Source organism: Cohnella panacarvi Gsoil 349, assembly GCF_000515335.1.
GTDB classification, from domain to species: domain Bacteria; phylum Bacillota; class Bacilli; order Paenibacillales; family Paenibacillaceae; genus Cohnella; species Cohnella panacarvi.
In genome coordinates this window covers 2,348,855-2,367,436 of the sequence record NZ_KI911563.1, presented here as the reverse complement: position 1 = coordinate 2,367,436, position 18,582 = coordinate 2,348,855, and the positions used below count along the sequence as shown (strand labels likewise).

Below are 18,582 nucleotides of genomic sequence, written 5' to 3'. Positions count from 1 at the left end.
CCAATGAGCATGAGGGTTTTTTTTGTAGGCTGAAATGGGGAGTTGCCTCGAGCCCGAAAGAGGATAGTGGGGTTCAACCGCGCGCAGGTCTGCGAAAAAAGCTTTGGAAATGACGGTTCTCATTGATGTATTCGTCTTGGCGGCCAAATATGTAATCTAATTTCCTCGACTCTAACCTCATGCGTGAACCCTTCAATTTCTTTCCTTTTACTGGCCAAGTACGTTTTAGTGGCTTATTTGCAATGTTCTATATGTGCGATTTTTCATAATTTACATCGAAATATTTAACAGCGAAGTGGTTGACAAAGAAACGCTTTCAAAATAATATAGCACTATAAACAAAATGATTCGAATAAATACGAAATATAGTGAAATATAAATTACTTGTAAACGAAATAAAATAAAGGATCGACCTGCTTGTTCAGGAGGGATTATACATTGATTACGTCCATTACCTTAAATGCCGCAATCGATAAAGTTCATTATATTAACCAGTTTCAGATAGACAAGGTTAATCGTGTGAAAGAGATTGTGCTGGAACCGGGGGGTAAAGGAAACAACGTAGCTAAGGTAGCTAAACTATTAGGCTCTTCGGTTATTGCTTCGGGATTTTTAGGAGGAGATACGGGAAGGTACATTCATACTGCGTTGTTGGATAAAGGGATAGCGAGCGAGCCCGTGTGGGCGAGGGGACATACTCGCGAAGCCTTTAATATCATTGACCGAATTGGAGGTACCCAGACTGAAATTTTAGAGCCGGGCCCCATTATTATGCAGGAGGAATGGGAGGCGATGCGGCGGAAGGTGCGAGAGCTAGCGGTAAAAAGCAAAATCGTCAGCTTCTCTGGCAGCTTGCCTAGAGGCATTCCAATGAATGCTTATGCAGAGCTCATTCACATCGCTAAATCGGAAGGCGCACTTACCATTCTTGACTCGAGCGGAGAAAGCTTGTCGAGAGGAATTGAAAGCGGTCCATTCCTGTGTAAGCCCAATCGGGATGAATTGGCTGAGCTCACCGGAATGGAATTAATAACGAAAGAAAGCATAGTTGAAGCAGCCCGGAAGATATTGGAGATGGATGTGGGAATGGTCGTTGTATCCCTCGATAAGCAAGGCTCGGTGGTCGTTACTAACCACGGCATCAGCCAAATACAACCGCCTGATATCGAGGCAGTAAATACGGTTGGCTGCGGAGATGCGCTTGTTGGCGGGATTGCAAATTTCTTGGATCGTATGCAGTCAGAGAAGCCTTCCTCGGAAGAATTAATGGAGGCAGCAGCTTGGGGGACGGCAGCGGCGGCATCGAATGCACGATATCCCATTGCAGGTCATGTGAATCTAGAGGAATTCAATCGTATGCTGCGGCAAGTAAGGGTTGAACGGCTTTAGTCTATGGGCTGACTTTCAGGCATTGTTGGAGGTGATTGGATCGCGAAGGTTGGGCGGATCATGGGCGTGATTATACAAGGCGCTTATTGTAAGCGGTTGCAGATCATCTTATGGACAAACATAAGAAGTATAAATAGTTAGGTTGCTAAAAGTGAAATCAGAACGAAAGACTAGTGTAAGGAGTGACTGCTCTTGGCATCGATCGAGTTCAGGAAGGTAACGAAATCCTTTGGCGACAGTACGGTCATCAAGGATTTGGATTTAACGATTGCGGACGGCGAATTCACGGTGCTTGTCGGACCCTCCGGGTGCGGGAAGACCACGCTCTTGCGCATGATCGCAGGGCTCGATCCCCAGACCTCGGGCGCGGTGCTCATTGACGGCAAGGATGTGACGCAAATCGCTCCCGGACAGCGCGGGGTCGCGATGGTCTTCCAAAACTATGCGATCTATCCGACCATGTCCGTGCGGGAAAATATCGAATTTGGTCTGAAAAATAACAAGGTAAGCAAAGAGGAACGCACCGAGCTCGTCGAGAGCATCAGCGCTACCGTCGGCTTAAGCGAGTATTTGGATCGCAAGCCCTCCACGCTCTCGGGCGGCCAGCGCCAGCGCGTAGCCTTGGCCAGGGCCATGGTGAAGAAGCCGTCGGTCTTCCTCATGGACGAGCCGTTATCGAACCTGGATGCGAAGCTGCGCATTCAAATGCGGATCGAGCTTATCGAGCTGCATAAGAAGCTCGGCACCACCTTCGTCTATGTGACGCATGACCAGGTGGAAGCCATGTCCATGGCCGACACCATCGTACTCATGAACAAAGGGGTTATCCAGCAGGAAGCATCGCCGGATCTCATTTACCGGGAGCCGAATAACCGGTTTACCGCGCAGTTCGTCGGCGTACCGCCGATGAATGTCGCACCGCTGGGCACGGATGGCGCGCATTTCGGCTTTAGACCGGAGTCGGCGGTGCTGACCAGAACCCCCTCGGACGCTTGGTTCCGCTACAAGGGCGTCATAACCACGCGTGAAATGCTCGGCTCGGAGACGATCTATCAGGTGAAGAACGAGCAATTCACCTTTATGATCAAGTGCTATGAGGATCTCTTCACCGTCGATGAGCACGTCTACGTCGGCGTACCGGTAGAGAAGATCATGCTGTTCGGTGCGGACGAGAACCGAATCCCGCGAGAGGATCCCCGCGCTGCGGACTACCTCGAGCGGCTGAGGAGACAAGGCGATGAATAACACCACAAGATGGGACACGCTGCGGCCCTACGTCATGATTCTGCCTGCGATGCTCGCGATCCTATGCTTTGTGATATACCCTGTGTTCTACTTGCTCAAGCTGAGCTTCTATCGGTATAACCTGCTGAACAAAGCGAAAAGCAAATTCATCGGCCTGGATAACTATAAGCAGCTATTCTCGAAAGACGAATTTTACGTGGCCTTAAACAACACGTTGATCTACACCGTAACGGTCGTGCTGCTTACGATTGTCATTGCGCTGCTGCTGGCGCTGTTGATCAATCGGAAGAAGACGAGATTCAATGCGTTTCTGCAGGCGGGGATTTTTACGCCGCATATCATTTCCATCGTCTCGATTGCGCTCGTGTGGATGCTGCTCATGGAGCCGAACTTCGGCATCTTGAACTATGTGCTCAAGACGTTCGGCTTGCCGACCTCGAAATGGCTGCAAAGCTCGAGCACGTCGATGTTGTCCGTCATCCTGGTATCGGTCTGGCATAACGTCGGCTACTATGCGCTGATTCTGCTGGCGGCGCTGCAGAGCGTGCCGCCGACGATCTATGAAGCGGCCGCGCTGGATAATGCCAGCCGGTTTAAAACCTTCTACAAAATTACGCTGCCGATGATTTCGCCACAGTTGTTCTTTGTTCTGATTATTATGACCATCGGCTCCTTCAAAGTGTTCGATACCGTGCGGATCATGACCGGGGGCGGCCCGAACAATTCGACCTCGACCTTGGTGTATCACATCTATGAATACCGCTCCAACAACCTAGGGTATGCGTCGGCAACGGGGATTATATTGATGGTCATCATTGCGATTCTCACGTTCGTTTACTTCCGGGTGCTGGCCAATAAGGTGCACTATCAATAACCGATCGACAAAAGCCTGCGAAAGGACGAAAGCGATGAATTCGAAATGGCGTTACGGGGTTACCGGGATCAGCGTGGCGTTAAAGAGCGTCGTGCTCCTGATCTTCCTGTTTCCGTTCGTGTGGATGATCACCACATCCCTCAAGACCTTTCCGGAAACGATGATCTTTCCGCCGAAGCTGCTGCCCGCGCTGCCGCAATGGTCCAACTTTGTGACCGCGATGCAGTCCGGACCCTTCCTGACCTATACGAAAAACTCGATCATCGTCACGCTGAGCATTATCGTCATTCAAATGCTGGTGATGATCCCGGCGGCTTACGCCTTTGCCAAATATAAATTTAGAGGACAACACTTCTTCTTTGCCCTGGTGCTGCTGGCGTTCATGATTCCGGGTCAGGTGACCTTCATTCCGATTTACTTGATGCTGGCCGACTGGGGGCTGGTTCATACGCTATGGCCGCAAATCCTGCCGTTTGCCGCCAATGCGTTCGGGATCTTCCTGCTGCGGCAATATTTCATGCAGGTGCCCTCGGAAATCATCGAGTCGGCACGGCTGGACAATGCCAACGAGTTTACAATCATGCGAAAAATCATGGTGCCCATGTCCATCCCGGCACTCGCCACGATTGGGCTGTTCAGCTTTGTGAGCCACTGGAACGATTACTTCTGGCCGCTGGTGATGACCGATTCGACGGGGGTACGCCCGCTGACGATCGGGATCGCGATGCTGAGGGAGACCGAGGGCATCAGCAACTGGCACATCATTATGGCGGGCAACGTGGTGCTCGTCGTGCCGATTCTGCTCGTGTACCTGTTCTGTTCCAAGCAGATTGTCAAAGCCTTCGTTTATTCAGGAATCAAGTAAGTTCACGCGATTCCTTGAATGATAAAAAAAAGCACAATGGAGGGGTATCAATGAAAAAGAAGAGCGTAGGCATGATGGTTATCCTTAGCTTGTTGATCAGTATGCTGGCTGCGTGTGCGTCAAACAACAATACACCGGAGAACACAGCGGGCGGCAAAGAGACGCCGAGTCCGTCGGCGGTGGAGAGCAAGACCCCGGCAGCGGGCAAAACAACCGTGAATTTCTGGCACTCGATGAGCGGCAACAACGGGGAATATATCGATAAGATGATCAAGGCCTACAATGCTTCGCAAGATAAAGTGGAAGTGATCGGGACGTTCCAAGGGAACTACCAAGAGACGCTGACGAAGCTGCAGCAAGCCGTGCCGGCCAAAACCGCACCGGACATCTCCATGCTCGAGCGTGCCTTTGTTCCTCTGCTTGCAGAAGCGGAGGTGCTCGCGGACCTGAATCCGCTGCTGGCCAGCACGGGGATGAGCGAGGACGATTTCCTGCCGGGCCTGCTCGGCAACGTGAAATTTAACGGTCAGTTGAACGCCCTGCCGTTCAACCGCTCCACGCCGTTGCTGCATATCAACAAAACGATGCTCGATGAGAAAGGCCTGAAGATCCCGACGACTTGGGAGGAATTAGAGACGGTCGCCAATGCGCTGGTCATCAAAGAAAATGGCGAATACAAGCGCTATGGCTATACGATGCCATATGCGAGCTGGTACCCGATCGCGATGATCGTCCAGCAAAAAGGGGCGTTCTTCAATGAAGAAGGCACGGGTATGGGCTTTGATCAGGAAGGCGTGGCCGCCTTTGAATTCTTGAAGAAGATGCAAAGCACGGGCGCCTTGTACTATCCGCCGGCGCAGGATTCCGGCAATATTGTGAACGGCATGTTCGCGAGCGGTCAAGTCGGGATGATGATGGAATCGACGGGCGTCATTGGTCGTCATGCCGGCGTGGTGGATTTTGAGTATGTGACGGCGTACTTGCCGATGAAAGAGCAATATGGTGCGCCAACGGGCGGAGCGAACCTGGTCATGTTCGAGGATTCGAAGAACAAAGAAGCGGCATGGGATTTCATGAACTGGGTGTTCAACGATCCGCAGGGCGGCCAGCAGTTCATCCTGGATTCGGGCTACGTGCCATTCACGAAGAAAATGGTCGAGTCGGCTGAAATGAAAGCGCAGTGGGAGCAGGTACCTGCCCGCAAGGTGGCATTCGAGCAGCTGGCGCATGCGATTGATACGAATAACCACGCGGCATTCGCAGCGGTGGATCAAATCTTCCTGAAAGCGACCGAGGCGATTATGTACGACAATGCGGATATCGCATCGACGCTTAACGGCTTCAAGAAGGAAGCCGAAGCGTTAATGAAAGAATAACGCCAGAATAACGAAAGAATAAAGGAGCATACCGCAATGTCGATTAGAGGAATTGCGCACCGGGGCTATCCGGTGAAGCACCCGGAGAATACCTTGTCCTCGTTCCAAGCGGCGGTCGATCTCGGCTATACGTATGTAGAGCTGGATGTGCAGCTAAGCAAGGACGGCGTGCCTGTCGTGATGCATGACTACACGGTGGACCGGATGAGCGACCATAGCGGCTACGTGAAGGATTATACGTTAGCGGAGCTCCAGCGGATGAGAATCGGGACGCACGAGCGTATTCCGACGTTGGAAGAGACGATGAAGCTGTTGCGTGGGAAGTTGAACGTGATGGTGGAATTGAAGCAGGCGGGCGATTTGTACCCGGGACTGGAGCAGAAAGCGCTGGATGTTCTGCGCCAAACCAATACGTTCGAGCAGACCATCATCATCAGCTTCGACCATTTCAGCATTCAGAGGCTGAGAGGGCTGGATGCGGACATTCGCCTTGGACTAACGTCCAGCTGCAGCATGCCGTATGTGTTCCCCTTCTTGAAGGAAACCCGCTGCGAGCTGCTGGGCGTGCCGATGAAGATGCTGACGGAGCAGTATGCGAGCATGATTATGGAGCAGGGCGTGGAAGTGGGTCCGTGGCCGGTGGATACGATTGCGGATATGGAAATCATCGCACGGCAATATCCGGAGACGCTGATTACGACCAATGAACTGGAGCGCTGGGCTGCATTCTATGAGAGCCATCCTGAGCTTAAGCGAGCCTAAAGCACCGCATTCGCAAGATGTAAAGACTTTCACAGAAAAAGAGCGAGAGGTGAAAGCCTCTCGCTCTTTTAATAGAAATCTTTCATTTGGTTTCGGAATGAAAATTTTTTTGTCCTATGTTGACAATTATTCGAAATAGAAATAGTATGATGGCATAAATGAAATTAAACAATATAATACGAAAGTTAATCGAAAGAAGTTTTATTGATTTGAAAACAGGTTAAAAGAAGGGAAGAGTATTCTATGTCATTAGTTTCGTCGACACCCTTATTATTGGAAGCAAGGAAGCAAGGCTATGGGATTGTGGCTTTTAATGTGCATACGCTTGAAATGCTGCAAGCGGTTGTAGACGCTGCGGAGGAGAGCCGCTCTCCGCTCATTTTGCAAACCACGGTAGGAACAGTTAAGCATTTGGGGATTGATTATATTGTAGGCGCTGCACAGGCTGCGGCTAAGCAGGCAAGCATTCCCATTGCCCTTCATTTGGATCACTGCCAAGACTTCAATCTTATTATGAAATGTATGAAAGCTGGATACACCTCGGTCATGATCGATCAGTCGATGCATCCTTTTGAGACAAATGTCGAGATGACACAAAAGGTTGTCGAGGTCGCGCGGGCGCTTCAAGTAAATGTTGAGGCTGAGCTAGGAAAAGTAGGCGGCGTAGAAGATGACATCGATGTTGCGGACCATATGGCTACGCTGGCAGATCCAGACGAGTGTCAACGCTTCGTAGAATTAACAGGCGTATCAACTTTGGCTCCGGCGATTGGAACAGCACACGGGATCTATAAGGGAGAACCCAAAATTGATTTCAAACGAATCGCTGAAATTGCAGGCAAGGTCGATGTCCCGCTAGTGCTTCATGGCGGCTCTGGCATTCCGGCTGAGCAGGTGAAGCAATGCGTCGCTCTTGGCATGGCCAAAGTGAATGTGGCAACGGAGCTGAAAAATGCATTTACGCTCTCTTTACAGCAATTTTTCAAAGAGAAGCCGTCGGAGCTTGATCCACGTGCTTATATGGTAGAGGCAAAAAGGGTTGTGAGGCAGATCGCAATTGAAAAAATGACCATGAGCGGATGTATCAATAAAGCTTAGTGCAGGGGGCTTTTTTTGGAAAGGCGGCTTAAGCCATGTCAGATGAATACTTAATTGGTATTGATATGGGGACCTCGGGTTGCAAATTGGCGCTTTTCAATCCGGATGGAACCCTCGTCTACCAAGGAACGAAAGTTTATCCTACCCATTATCCTCAGCCTGGCTTCGCGGAACAGAATCCCGAAGATTGGTGGCGTGCGGTATGCGACAATTTACATGATATGTTTGCAGTGACCAAGATTGCTCCGCATCTCATTAGAGGGATTGGGGTAGATGGTCAGAGCGGCGCGATGATTCCCATGGATGACTTGGGAAAGCCTCTAAGGAATGCCATGATATGGCTGGATCGCAGATCGTCCCGGCAATGTGAAGACATGGTGCGAAATATAGGCGCGGAGAAGCTCTTTGACCTATCGGGCAATCCCGTATCGCCATCCTATGTCACCGGGAAAATAATGTGGATGAAGGAGCATGAGCCAGAGCTTTTTCTTAAGACGAAAAAGATACTGCAGTGCAACAGCTACATTGTCTATCGATTAACCGGACAGTATTCCCAGGATGTCTCTCAGGGCAACGGCCTTCATGTCTTTAATATTGAAACAAAAGAATGGGACTATGAGCTCACTAAAGAGCTGGGTATACCGACTGATTGGCTGCCTGATATTTATGAATGCAGCGATGTTGTAGGGGATGTCGTCGCGGCTGCCGCAGATTGCACGGGGCTTGCTGTAGGGACGCCCGTAGTAGCAGGCGGTTTGGATGCAGCCTGTGCAACGCTTGGGGCAGGCGCAATTCGGCTTGGCGATGTGCAAGAGCAAGGAGGCCAAGCTGGCGGTATGAGTATCGTGATGGAGCGTCCGGTAAAGAACGAAAAGCTCATCCTAAGCTGTCATGTGGTAAAGGACTTGTGGATTCTGCAAGGCGGAACGGTTGGCGGCGGAAGCCTCAACTGGATGAAGCGAGAATTCGCTTGCAGCACGGATGTGGATTTTTTCCATAAGGCTAGCGAAGCCGCTGCGCGCATCCGCCCCGGAAGTGAAGGATTGATCTTTCTTCCTTATATGGCTGGAGAACGTTCGCCGATTTGGGATGTAGATGCGAAGGGTGTTTTTATGGGGCTATCCTATGAGAAAACCAAGGAGCATATGTACAGGGCTATCATGGAGGGTTGCGCGTTGGCCCTGCAGCATAATCTGAGTACGGCATTAGAAAGCGGTGTATCTATTCATACCTTATATAGTGTTGGCGGAGCAGCCAATAGTGTCGAATGGACACAAATAAAAGCGGATATCACAGGGAAAACGATTAAAATTCCTTCTTCTGACGCTGCGACTACGCTCGGAGCAGCGATTCTGGCTGGTGTCGGTACGGGTGTTTATGACAGCTATGCTGATGCGGTTAGAAGAACGGTTCGCATACAGCGTGAACATGCGCCTAACATAAACCACCGACAGGTTTATGAGCAAGTCATTAGCGTATATCGGGAAGCTTATGAGCGACTTAAGGATTTATTTCCGAAAATGGGATGGTGAATAGCGTGAAAGCTGCAGTACTGCATGCAAAAAATGATATTAGAGTAGAAAATATTGCAACTCCTTCGCTAGCGCCTCATGAAATACTTGTGAAAGTAAAAGCAACAGGAATATGCGGTTCGGATTTGCCAAGAGTGATGGGGGATGCCGCGCATTATTATCCAATCGTACTTGGTCATGAGTTCTCTGGTGTTGTAGAGCAAATGGGAGATGAGGTAACGTCGTTGAACATTGGCGATCGTGTAGTAGGTGCTCCTCTAGTGCCTTGTCATGCTTGCCGAGATTGCAAGAACGGGAATTTTGCGCAGTGCAAGCATTATTCCTTTATCGGCTCCAGAGTGAACGGAAGCTGGGCTGAGTACGTTGTTATACCAGAAGAGAATGCCGTTCCCTTCGATGAGAGCATTAGCTTTGAGGAAGCGGCATTTGTCGAGCCCTCGGCTGTTGCGCTGCATGCGCTCAGACTCATTCAATATCAAGGCGGAGAGCATGTCGCCATTCTGGGCGGGGGAACCATTGGCCTACTCGCTCTTCAATGGGCTAATATTCTGGGCGCCAAAGATATAACCGTATTCGATATTGATGATGAACGACTGCAAATTGCCCAGAAATTCGGCGCGGATCATGTCATTAATTCCTCAAAGCCAGGATTTGAGGACGAGTGGAAGCGTATAACGAAGGATCAAGGATATGGAATTGTGTTAGAGGCAGCGGGCTCGGACATTGCAATGAAGCAATGCTTCGACATTGTCGCGAGCAAAGGGAAGGTTTGCTTCATTGGAACTCCCGTCCGTGACATAACCTTTAATCATAAGCAATTTGAATTGCTTAATCGAAAAGAATTTTCGCTAACGGGCTCATGGATGTCCTATAGTTCACCGTATCCAGGCGATGAGTGGGAGTTGACTCTGAAGTTTTTGAAGAAGGGCCGGTTAAATTTCAAAGATATGATCTATAAGAAGTATCCATTGGATGATATTAATGAAGCGTTCGACCTCTATCAAGTTCCCAGTCAGGTTAAGGGAAAGATCCTGCTTCAGCATTCATAGCCGCATGGAGATGGAACAGGATTACTTTCATAATGGTTTAGAATTGAAATTTTCACAAAATTATTTATAATGAGTGTAAAAGAAAACAATTCAAAACTAAACGAAAGAACACTGTGAGGGTATGTGGATGAATGCAGAAACCGGTCGAAGGCTGAGAAGCCTGGAGAGACATCAGTTCATTATGGACTATTTGAAAGCTCATAAGCATGTCGATGTATCTTATCTAAGCTTAGAATTGAATGTTTCTGAGGTTACCATTCGCAAGGATCTCGAAAAACTGGAGCGCGGGAACTTTTTATTGCGCAGTCATGGCGGGGCTGTCATCAATGATCATCTGTTTAGCGAGCCTTCTTTTGTAGAGAAGGAGGATAAACTAAATGATGAGAAATCAGCGATTGCGTCCGAGGCAGCCAAGCTGATTCAGGATGGAATGACGGTTGCATTATCGACGGGGACAACGGTAAGTCATTTGGTTAAGAAAATCAGGGACCGGGCTGGCTTAACGATTGTGACCAATGCGATTAATGTGGCTACTAGCTTTATGGGATCAAATGATAATCAAATTTTTGTAACGGGCGGCAATATTCGTCCTAACACGTTTGCTTTAGTCGGTGAAACAGCTGAGAAGTCTTTAGAAGGCATCTATTGCGAATACGCCTTTGTTGGAACGAATGGATTTAGTATCGACCAGGGCTTAACGACACCAAGTATGGAAGAAGCAGGTGTTGTACGCAAGCTTATCGCTAATGCCAAGCATGTCGTGCTGCTGGTTGACCATAGTAAATTCAATAAGGTAGCCTTCTATCGTATTGAGCGTACGGAACAGATTCACACCGTAATTACCGATCAAAAAGCACCCATGGATGTCGTGAATAAGCTGCGCGATATGGGAATTCGAGTCCTCGTCGTATAATACAGATTGCATAGCGGAATAGCGAGGTAGCAGAATGAATGGTATAGATGAATGGCTGGGGGCCATTTTACATGAGTATGAATGGTTGTTTCGTATATTCGTCAGTGCGCTGTTTGGGTTTATCATCGGATTAAACCGTACGCATAAGCAAAAGCCTGCAGGTGTAAAAACATACATGTATGTGGCTACTGCTTCCGCCCTTATTACCATTGTGTCGATTCAAAGCGTCTTCTTATATTCCGGTGTAAAAGAGCATACCATGATGGATCCGATGAGGCTTGCCGCACAAATCGTTACGGGAGTAGGCTTCATAGGTGCTGGGGTGATCTTGAAGGATGGCTCCAAAGTGGTAGGCCTAACATCTGCGGCTATGATCTTTTATGCAGGCGGAATAGGTATAGCCATTGGTGCGGGACTATATTCCATTGTCTTTTTCTCGTTTATTATCACCAATGTGTTTGTATGGATTGGGGAATGGATCGAAAAACGGCAAGTCCTAAAAATGGAGAGCAAAGATATCATGTCACTCGACGATTCCAATTAGTGCAGTAATGGAATAACAACAAGCGATAAAAACCCCTCACGATCAACAAAGGTTAAGAGGCACCTGATTGGATGCGCTTAGCTTTCGTTGAACGGAGGGGTTATTGTATTTTCTAAGCAATCTGGATTTGTACCTTTAAGTGGTTCGGTCCTGCACCTGCTGCTAACAGCTCTGGAACTTCATGTAATGGAATAACCTTGGTAATCAAGTGCTCCAATTGGACTCGATCATTCTTGACCCACTGCAATGCCGGATAGAAGGTATGATTAATGGCCATTGAGCCGATCAATGTCCAATCTTTTTGATACAGGTCAAAGGGGCTGAGCGTAATTTTGCTATTTTGAGCAGTCACCCCAAACTGAAGGTATTTGCCGGTTGGCCCGAGAAATTGCAATGCTTGCTCGATGACCGCTGGAATGCCCGTAGCATCAACAACGACATCGAATCCGCGAGGATAATGCTGGGTTCCGAGGTGTTGATCGGCCTCATTGCTCATTACGGTTTTTGTTGCACCCCATTGCTTGGCAAGCGCTAGCTTCTCGGAAGAGATATCGACGACCACAAGCTCTGATGCTCCTGCATGAGTAAGCGATTGAATGAGCTGCTGTCCCATTGCGCCGGCACCAAATAAAAGAGTGCGATCTCCCGGTTTAAGCTGCAACCGATTCATGGCATAAACGACACAAGCCATAGGTTCGATGAAAGCGCCTACTCCAAAGGACATGGAATCTGGAATTTGGAATACATTTTTTGCAGGCACAGCGACATATTCGGCCATGGCCCCAGGCTGGGTAACCCCAGTCGCCTGCCAAGCATCACAATGATTGCCCCGATTGGTTAAGCAGTAGATGCACTGTCCGCAAAATATATTAGGCTCTGCGGTCACTCGGTCTCCTACGTTAAAGGCAGTAACACCAGGACCAATCTCATGAATAACGCCAGAGAACTCGTGTCCGGGAATAAGCGGGTAGCTGGACAGAAACTCTCCCTTGAATATGTGGACATCGGTCCCGCATATACCGGCCCGTTCCACTTTTATCGTGACTTCACCTACTCCTGGCGTCGGATAGGGGACATCTAGAATGGCCGCTTTGAAAGGCGCTTCTATGAATAAAGCTTTCATTGAACGCATGGTGTAATCCTCCTTATTCAGATGAATGGCTGGTTTATAGGTTAACTGTACATTAGGCGGGTAGTGCAAGATAGCATTTTAAACTAACCATTTTATCTTACCGTTCAAAATTAAAAGTACAGCGCCGCCGTATTTTTAACTAATTTGAATGGATAGAATGGCGGCAAGCAGGTGTTCTATACTGGTGAGTAAGAAGGAAGACAGAGAATAGGAGAGGGATGAGGTATGAAACTAGGCGCCATTGAAGGGGGCGGAACCAAGTTTGTATGCGGAATCGGATCAGCGGATGGGCATATCATAGATTCGATCTCGATTCCTACAACGACACCCGAGCAGACCTTAGGTCATGTCATGCAATACTTTGCTCCACATAACGTCCAATCGATTGGTTTCGGAAGCTTCGGGCCCGTTGGAACGGATTCAAATAAAGCAAACTATGGCCGAATTTTAAATACGCCAAAGCCTCATTGGAGCGGTTTCCCTATGCTTTCCTATTTGAAAACGCAATTGCACGTACCCATCGCTATCGATACAGATGTAAATGCTGCAGCTTTAGGAGAAGCAACCTGGGGGGCGGCAGCGGGTCTGGATAGTTGTATGTACATGACCGTTGGAACAGGCATAGGGGCAGGCGCGATCATGAAGGGAAAAATTGTACAAGGCTTTTCTCATTCTGAGATGGGCCATTTATTAATACGCAGGCATCCTGATGATCACTTTCCAGGCGCTTGTCCGTTTCATGGCGATTGCTTAGAAGGCATGGCGGCTGGACCTGCGCTGGAGAAGCGTTATGGGAAAAAAGCTGCTTTGCTTGATAAGGAGGATAAGCTGTGGGAAATAGAAGCTTATTATCTCGCGCAGGCTCTGGTCAATATTGCGTTTGTCCTCTCGCCGAAGAAGGTGATTCTTGGCGGCGGGGTCATGAAGCAGGCACAGCTGTTTCCGTACATTCGCGAGCATGTCAAGCAGCTTATGCAGAGCTATTTGGAGCTTCCCGAGGATTGGATTGTGGCACCAAAGCTAGGCGAATTCTCAGCTCTGAAGGGTGCGCTTGCACTAGCGAGAGCAAAAATCGAATAAGTAAATAAATACGAATAAGAGGGCGTGGCCGATATGTCTATGATGAAAGCAGCAGTGTTGGAAAGCCAAGGGAAAATCGAAGTGAAAGAAGTGCCGATACCTTCAGTAAAACCGGACGAGGCGTTGGTTCAAGTCAAGTGCATTGGCATTTGCGGCTCCGATGTTCATTATTACGAGCATGGAAGAATAGGCCGCTATGAAGTGAAGCAGCCCATCATTCTTGGACACGAGCTTGCTGGCGTAGTCACGGAGGTTGGAGAGAACGTACAGCATATTAAAGTGGGAGATCGTGTTGCTGTTGAACCGGGTGTAACCTGCGGCAGATGTGAGAATTGCAAAAGCGGCCGTTACAATCTTTGTCCGGATGTTGTGTTCATGGCAACACCTCCGGTAGATGGAGCGTGGGCAGAATACGTTTCCGTTCGTGCTGACTTTTTGTTTCCTCTGCCCGATGGAATGAGCTTTGAGGAGGGGGCTCTGCTAGAGCCGCTATCCGTAGGTTTTCATGCTATGCACCGGGCTCAGGTTAAGCCTCACGACCGTGTTCTTGTTACCGGTTTGGGTCCGATTGGACAATTAGCGGTTGCCGCTGCTCGATTATTCGGCGTGACTGAAATTTATGGAAGCGATGTTGTGGAATATCGCAGGGACCTTGCCATAACGATGGGCATTACGGAGGTATGCGATCCCGTAAGCGAATCGCTTCAAGAGAAGGTAAATAGCTGGTCGGATGGTAAGGGAATGGACGTCATTATCGAGACATCGGGAAACGCCGGAGCGATCATGGCTACCACCGCTCAAGTGAAGCGGGGCGGTAAAATTGTGCTGATTGGACTTCCTGCCGTTGCTAGCATTGGGATGAACGTTAATGAACTTATAGATGGAGAGATTGATGTACTCGGTGTCTTCCGATATGCGAATACGTATCCTGCGGCGATTCGGGCCCTGCAATCCGGCAAGGTCTGTCTGGAGGACGCGATTACGCATAAGTTCAATTTAGATGATATTCAAGAAGCGCTCGATCTTGCTATCCACCACAAAAACAGCAGCATGAAAATTATGATTTATCCAAATAACTGAACGGAAAATGAGGGGAATCCATTGATTAAAGGCATCGTGTTTGATTTTGACGGATTAATTATTGATACGGAGAGCGCATGGTTTGAGGCGCTAGGAGAGCTATATTCAGAATATGATTCGGTCCTGCCCTTGGAGACGTGGATTCAATGCGTAGGAACAAGCCATGAGGTCTTTGATCCTTATTTACATTTAGCAGAAATCGCGAGTCGACCTGTCAATGTCGAAGATATCCGATTAATAGCTGCTGACAAGCATGCTCGTATTATGCAAGAACGTGTACTAAGGCCGGGTGTCGTTGACTATTTGGAGACGGCACAGAAATTAGGGCTGAAGATGGGTATAGCCTCAAGCTCGCATTTGGAATGGGTGGAACGCTTCGTTAACAAGTTCAATATTGCGCATTATTTCTCATGCATACGAACAGCCGATTATGTGAAGAAGGTCAAGCCTGATCCAGAACTATATCTTCAAGCGCTAGCCCATCTGGATTTGAAGCCTGAGGAGGCCATTGCTTTTGAGGATTCTCCTAATGGAGCGCGTGCTGCTCATACCGCAGGCTTGAATGTCGTTATTGTTCCGAATGAGATCACTGGAGCCTTAACCTTTGGTCCCCATGTGCTGCGGCTGCATTCGATGGCTGATCAAACCTTGGAAGAGGTTATTGCCTCGGTAAGCTCGGCGAAAGCCTCTCAATGAAAAAAAGGATGTGTCACGCTGACGCTGCTGCTCAGCCGTGGCTCATCCTTTTTTTATTAGCTTTCTAATGCGGTCGAACTTAGCAATTCGTCATGAAGCGTCTCGATTTCACGCCGTATGCGAATACCTTGCTCCCAGGAATCAATTCGTGTCAGGGTTTGCTGCAGCTGTTGGACTGCCTCTATATATTTTCCTTTTTTGGCGAGAAGCTGTGCCATGGCGTACTGATAGTAAATGAGTTCAATTTGGTTGGCTTTGTGCTCGTAAAACAGCAATTGATTGATCATACGCTCCGCCTCTTCGAATTGGCCGCACTGAATGTAGGAGATGCCAAGAAAATAGTATGACTCAATTGACTTTTCTCCACCGTAGGTTGAGCTAACGCGGTGAGCTTCTTCCAAGTGTTCGCGCGCCCGTTCATATTCGGACTTCAGCATTGCGATGTTTCCTTGTATCAATAACGTTCGATGCACAATGACCGGCGATGCTTCAATCGAAATTGCCCGCTGCACATATTCTTCTGCTTTGTCGATTTGATGTAAAGCCACATAATAGCGTGCAATGAATTGGTTCGCTAATGAGCGCAGGTCGTTGGATTCATGAACCTCATCCTGCTGTATAGAAGGATATTGTTCTTCTATAATGGCCAGACTGTCGCGAATGTGTTTAAGGCCCTGCTCCATATTACCGATTTCATAACATGCCCATCCTACAACATCGATTCTAAAAAGTGCTTCAAGCAGCCACTCCTTTTCTTCCCGTGCAGCCTCAGCGGCTTTCAATCCGTATTCGATTCGCAGCGGCAAACTAATTCGGCTCAGAAAATGGGACAAGCGCAGCATCAGCTCGATTAGAATCTTCGGCTGCTTTCGCTCCACTGTCCATTGCAGCAGCTTGAACATATTAGGCCATTCCTTCTTTACAGGCGCGAGATCCCGCCCCGGAAGACACTTCCAATAAGGATGAGTTAGCTGTTCATGCTGAAGATGTTGTTCTGCAAACTCAATATAATATTTCCCCCAGCGCTGCTCTGACTCGCCTTTAAAGCGATGCTCCTCTTGAAGCTTCTGTTCGCCGTATGCGATGACGGTTTGATGTGCGCGATAGTACAGCTGATTCTCGTAGCGCTCAGTCGCAATTAATGTATAGGCCCGCATTTGATCAACCGCACGATGGAAGCTGCGGCGGTCTAAGCCTGCAGCGGCGGCCCAGCTATGCTCGTCTGGCGGTGTATGGAAGAAGCAGAGTACCATCCACAGCATTTGTACATCCTCATGGCAGCGATTCCAGGTATGTCCGAATAAATAATCAAAGATAGAGGTCAGAGAGAAGCTGGCTGAGCGTATCTCTTCAATAAAGACATCCAAAGGAATCGCGTCATCTGCAATATAGGCAATGCTTAGCGCCAGCGCCTTGGGATTGCCCGCAGTCACCTCTACTAATTCCACAAGCAGTGCAGGGTCGCTGGAGAGTACATTAGAAAGATGCGTTTTTTTGGACTCTACTTGCGTGGTAGATAAGTGGAACTGCGCTTCCTGAAGCAGGTAACGCAGAGCGTCCTCTTTCTCCAGTCCATCTACCTGCAGTACGAACAACTCACGAGAGCTTTGATGGAACAACTGTTGCTCGTGCTCCCTTGATGTCATGATTACCTTTACCTTTTGCGGTAGATTCGACAAGAAATCGAGTATATCCAAATTACTAGAATCTAGATTATCTGCGATAATCAATATTTGGCCGTTGACGGAGGAAGTAGCTAATGCATTCCGAACAATAAATTGTTTTTCGTTGATCGCATGCTCAAGCAGTTCTACACGACCTAATTGATAGGCAATGGTATCTAAAAAATAGTTGAAGCTCATTCCTTTTAAATCGGCGCTTACCCATATTAGACATGCATAACGCGGCCAAGGGGATTCGATTTTGGCTGCTTCCCCTCTTGCCTCCCCTAGGCTGGCGTAAGCCGATTCTAATACAAGCGTGCTTTTACCCATGCCTCCCCAGCCTGTAATTAAGCACATGGGAGAAGCGGAATGCATCCATTTGTTCAACAGCTCCAGCGTTGCCCTTCTGCCCACAAAAATATTGGCCCACCGTGTTGGCAAATTATGCGAAACATGCTGCAAAGGCAAGCTTAAATTCAAATGTCGTGCTTCGGGTTCTAAAGTATCGGTTGGTACGGGCTCCTTTTCAAACATCCGATTCACGAGCCAATTGATATCTTTGTCATCCGGCGAACCAAAGGTTTGATATTCCAACTGCAATTTGGCTTTGGTCATACAAGCTTTAATCCAAGGCAATGAAGGCGGGTCAAGGACAGGAATTGAGGTTGCTTTTAGAATGTCCACAAACCACGAAATACGCATATCGCTATGCTTGAGAATAATCCACAGGATTGCGAACAGCTTTCCGTCTTCTATTCTGCTAGGCACATATTTATTTCCCATTTGTCCAATCCAGCTCTTTAAGGTGTTCGGTGAAATGCCTAGCTGGTTAGCGATTTTATCTAGATAGGATTCAGAGAAGTGCTGTCCACTGGGTTGCAGTTCTCTTTTTTTTCGTTTTGTTTTGTATTCGGGATGAGATTTCAATGAGGCTACGCCCGAATACAGCAGCTCGGCGAATAAGCTTGGATTTTCGAGCTCTGCCATCTAGAATCACTCCAGTATGTTTGATAGTCCTATCATAGCTAATTATAACTTGCTTTATCCAGACACTCAGGAACTAATCATACAGCCATGCTGTACATTTAAACAGTTAGGCAGGATAGAAGTAGCAGTCAGAAACACAATAAGATAAAAGTGCAAGACGGTGAGGTCATTACAATGAACCGAATGAAGAATAAGAGTTGCGAAATTGAAAGGCTTGAGTATGTGATTTGGCACATTATGATAGCGCTTACGAATCAAATGTGTGAATCAGTACTACAAGGCAAAAAAGGAGTGAC

The 18,582-nt window shown here is 48.3% G+C and carries 16 protein-coding genes; 14 read left to right on the top strand and 2 right to left on the bottom strand.

Annotation, left to right across the window (positions count from 1 at the left end):
* Positions 1–438 precede the first annotated feature (438 nt).
* The 11 genes from COHPA_RS0111360 (at position 439) to COHPA_RS0111310 (ending at position 11,647) form a co-directional block, all read left to right on the top strand.
* A complete protein-coding gene (locus COHPA_RS0111360) occupies positions 439–1,389 on the top strand; it encodes a 1-phosphofructokinase family hexose kinase (RefSeq protein WP_027086290.1) in 951 nt (316 codons plus the stop codon).
* A gap of 192 nt (positions 1,390–1,581) precedes the next feature.
* The gene (locus tag COHPA_RS0111355) at positions 1,582–2,634 is read left to right on the top strand and encodes an ABC transporter ATP-binding protein (protein ID WP_027086289.1); all 1,053 of its coding nucleotides are present in this window, start codon (positions 1,582–1,584) and stop codon (positions 2,632–2,634) included.
* Positions 2,627–3,508, top strand: coding sequence for a carbohydrate ABC transporter permease (locus tag COHPA_RS0111350; protein WP_027086288.1), 882 nt, complete (start codon positions 2,627–2,629; stop codon positions 3,506–3,508). The genes COHPA_RS0111355 and COHPA_RS0111350 overlap by 8 nt, the downstream gene beginning before the upstream one ends.
* 34 nt (positions 3,509–3,542) lie before the next feature.
* Positions 3,543–4,373, top strand: coding sequence for a carbohydrate ABC transporter permease (locus tag COHPA_RS0111345; RefSeq protein ID WP_027086287.1), 831 nt, complete (start codon positions 3,543–3,545; stop codon positions 4,371–4,373).
* A 50-nt stretch (positions 4,374–4,423) separates the two neighbouring features.
* Positions 4,424–5,749, top strand: coding sequence for an ABC transporter substrate-binding protein (locus COHPA_RS0111340; protein WP_027086286.1), 1,326 nt, complete (start codon positions 4,424–4,426; stop codon positions 5,747–5,749).
* Between the two features lie 36 nt (positions 5,750–5,785).
* Positions 5,786–6,511 carry a glycerophosphodiester phosphodiesterase gene (locus tag COHPA_RS0111335; protein ID WP_027086271.1) on the top strand — a complete coding sequence of 242 codons (726 nt, stop codon included), beginning with the start codon at positions 5,786–5,788 and terminating at the stop codon, positions 6,509–6,511.
* A gap of 243 nt (positions 6,512–6,754) precedes the next feature.
* On the top strand, positions 6,755–7,609 hold the full coding sequence (locus tag COHPA_RS0111330; protein WP_027086285.1) for a class II fructose-bisphosphate aldolase: 855 nt from the start codon (positions 6,755–6,757) through the stop codon (positions 7,607–7,609).
* A gap of 35 nt (positions 7,610–7,644) precedes the next feature.
* Positions 7,645–9,141: a xylulokinase gene (locus tag COHPA_RS0111325; RefSeq protein WP_027086284.1), complete on the top strand. Its 1,497-nt coding sequence runs from the start codon at positions 7,645–7,647 to the stop codon at positions 9,139–9,141.
* Between the two features lie 5 nt (positions 9,142–9,146).
* Positions 9,147–10,190 (top strand): galactitol-1-phosphate 5-dehydrogenase, encoded by a 1,044-nt coding sequence (locus COHPA_RS0111320; RefSeq protein WP_027086283.1) that lies wholly within the window; start codon positions 9,147–9,149, stop codon positions 10,188–10,190.
* A 127-nt stretch (positions 10,191–10,317) separates the two neighbouring features.
* Complete coding sequence (locus tag COHPA_RS0111315) at positions 10,318–11,103, top strand: DeoR/GlpR family DNA-binding transcription regulator (RefSeq protein WP_027086282.1); 786 nt, start codon at positions 10,318–10,320, stop codon at positions 11,101–11,103.
* Between the two features lie 34 nt (positions 11,104–11,137).
* Positions 11,138–11,647, top strand: a complete 510-nt coding sequence (locus tag COHPA_RS0111310; RefSeq protein WP_027086281.1) for an MgtC/SapB family protein — start codon at positions 11,138–11,140, stop codon at positions 11,645–11,647.
* A gap of 112 nt (positions 11,648–11,759) precedes the next feature.
* On the opposite strand, the gene COHPA_RS0111305 is transcribed toward COHPA_RS0111310, so the two are convergent.
* Positions 11,760–12,779 (bottom strand): alcohol dehydrogenase catalytic domain-containing protein, encoded by a 1,020-nt coding sequence (locus COHPA_RS0111305; protein WP_027086280.1) that lies wholly within the window; start codon positions 12,777–12,779, stop codon positions 11,760–11,762.
* Between the two features lie 225 nt (positions 12,780–13,004).
* Here COHPA_RS0111305 and COHPA_RS0111300 point away from each other — a divergent pair, with 225 nt between their 5' ends.
* The 3 genes from COHPA_RS0111300 to COHPA_RS0111290 are packed head-to-tail and all read left to right on the top strand — an operon-like array spanning position 13,005 to position 15,635.
* Positions 13,005–13,859, top strand: a complete 855-nt coding sequence (locus tag COHPA_RS0111300) for an ROK family protein (protein WP_027086279.1) — start codon at positions 13,005–13,007, stop codon at positions 13,857–13,859.
* Positions 13,860–13,892: 33 nt separating this feature from the next.
* Positions 13,893–14,939 (top strand): NAD(P)-dependent alcohol dehydrogenase, encoded by a 1,047-nt coding sequence (locus tag COHPA_RS0111295; RefSeq protein WP_027086278.1) that lies wholly within the window; start codon positions 13,893–13,895, stop codon positions 14,937–14,939.
* A 21-nt stretch (positions 14,940–14,960) separates the two neighbouring features.
* Positions 14,961–15,635 (top strand): HAD family hydrolase, encoded by a 675-nt coding sequence (locus COHPA_RS0111290; RefSeq protein WP_027086277.1) that lies wholly within the window; start codon positions 14,961–14,963, stop codon positions 15,633–15,635.
* Positions 15,636–15,691: 56 nt separating this feature from the next.
* On the opposite strand, the gene COHPA_RS0111285 is transcribed toward COHPA_RS0111290, so the two are convergent.
* Positions 15,692–18,286 carry a tetratricopeptide repeat protein gene (locus COHPA_RS0111285; protein WP_027086276.1) on the bottom strand — a complete coding sequence of 865 codons (2,595 nt, stop codon included), beginning with the start codon at positions 18,284–18,286 and terminating at the stop codon, positions 15,692–15,694.
* Between the last annotated feature and the right edge of the window lie 296 nt (positions 18,287–18,582).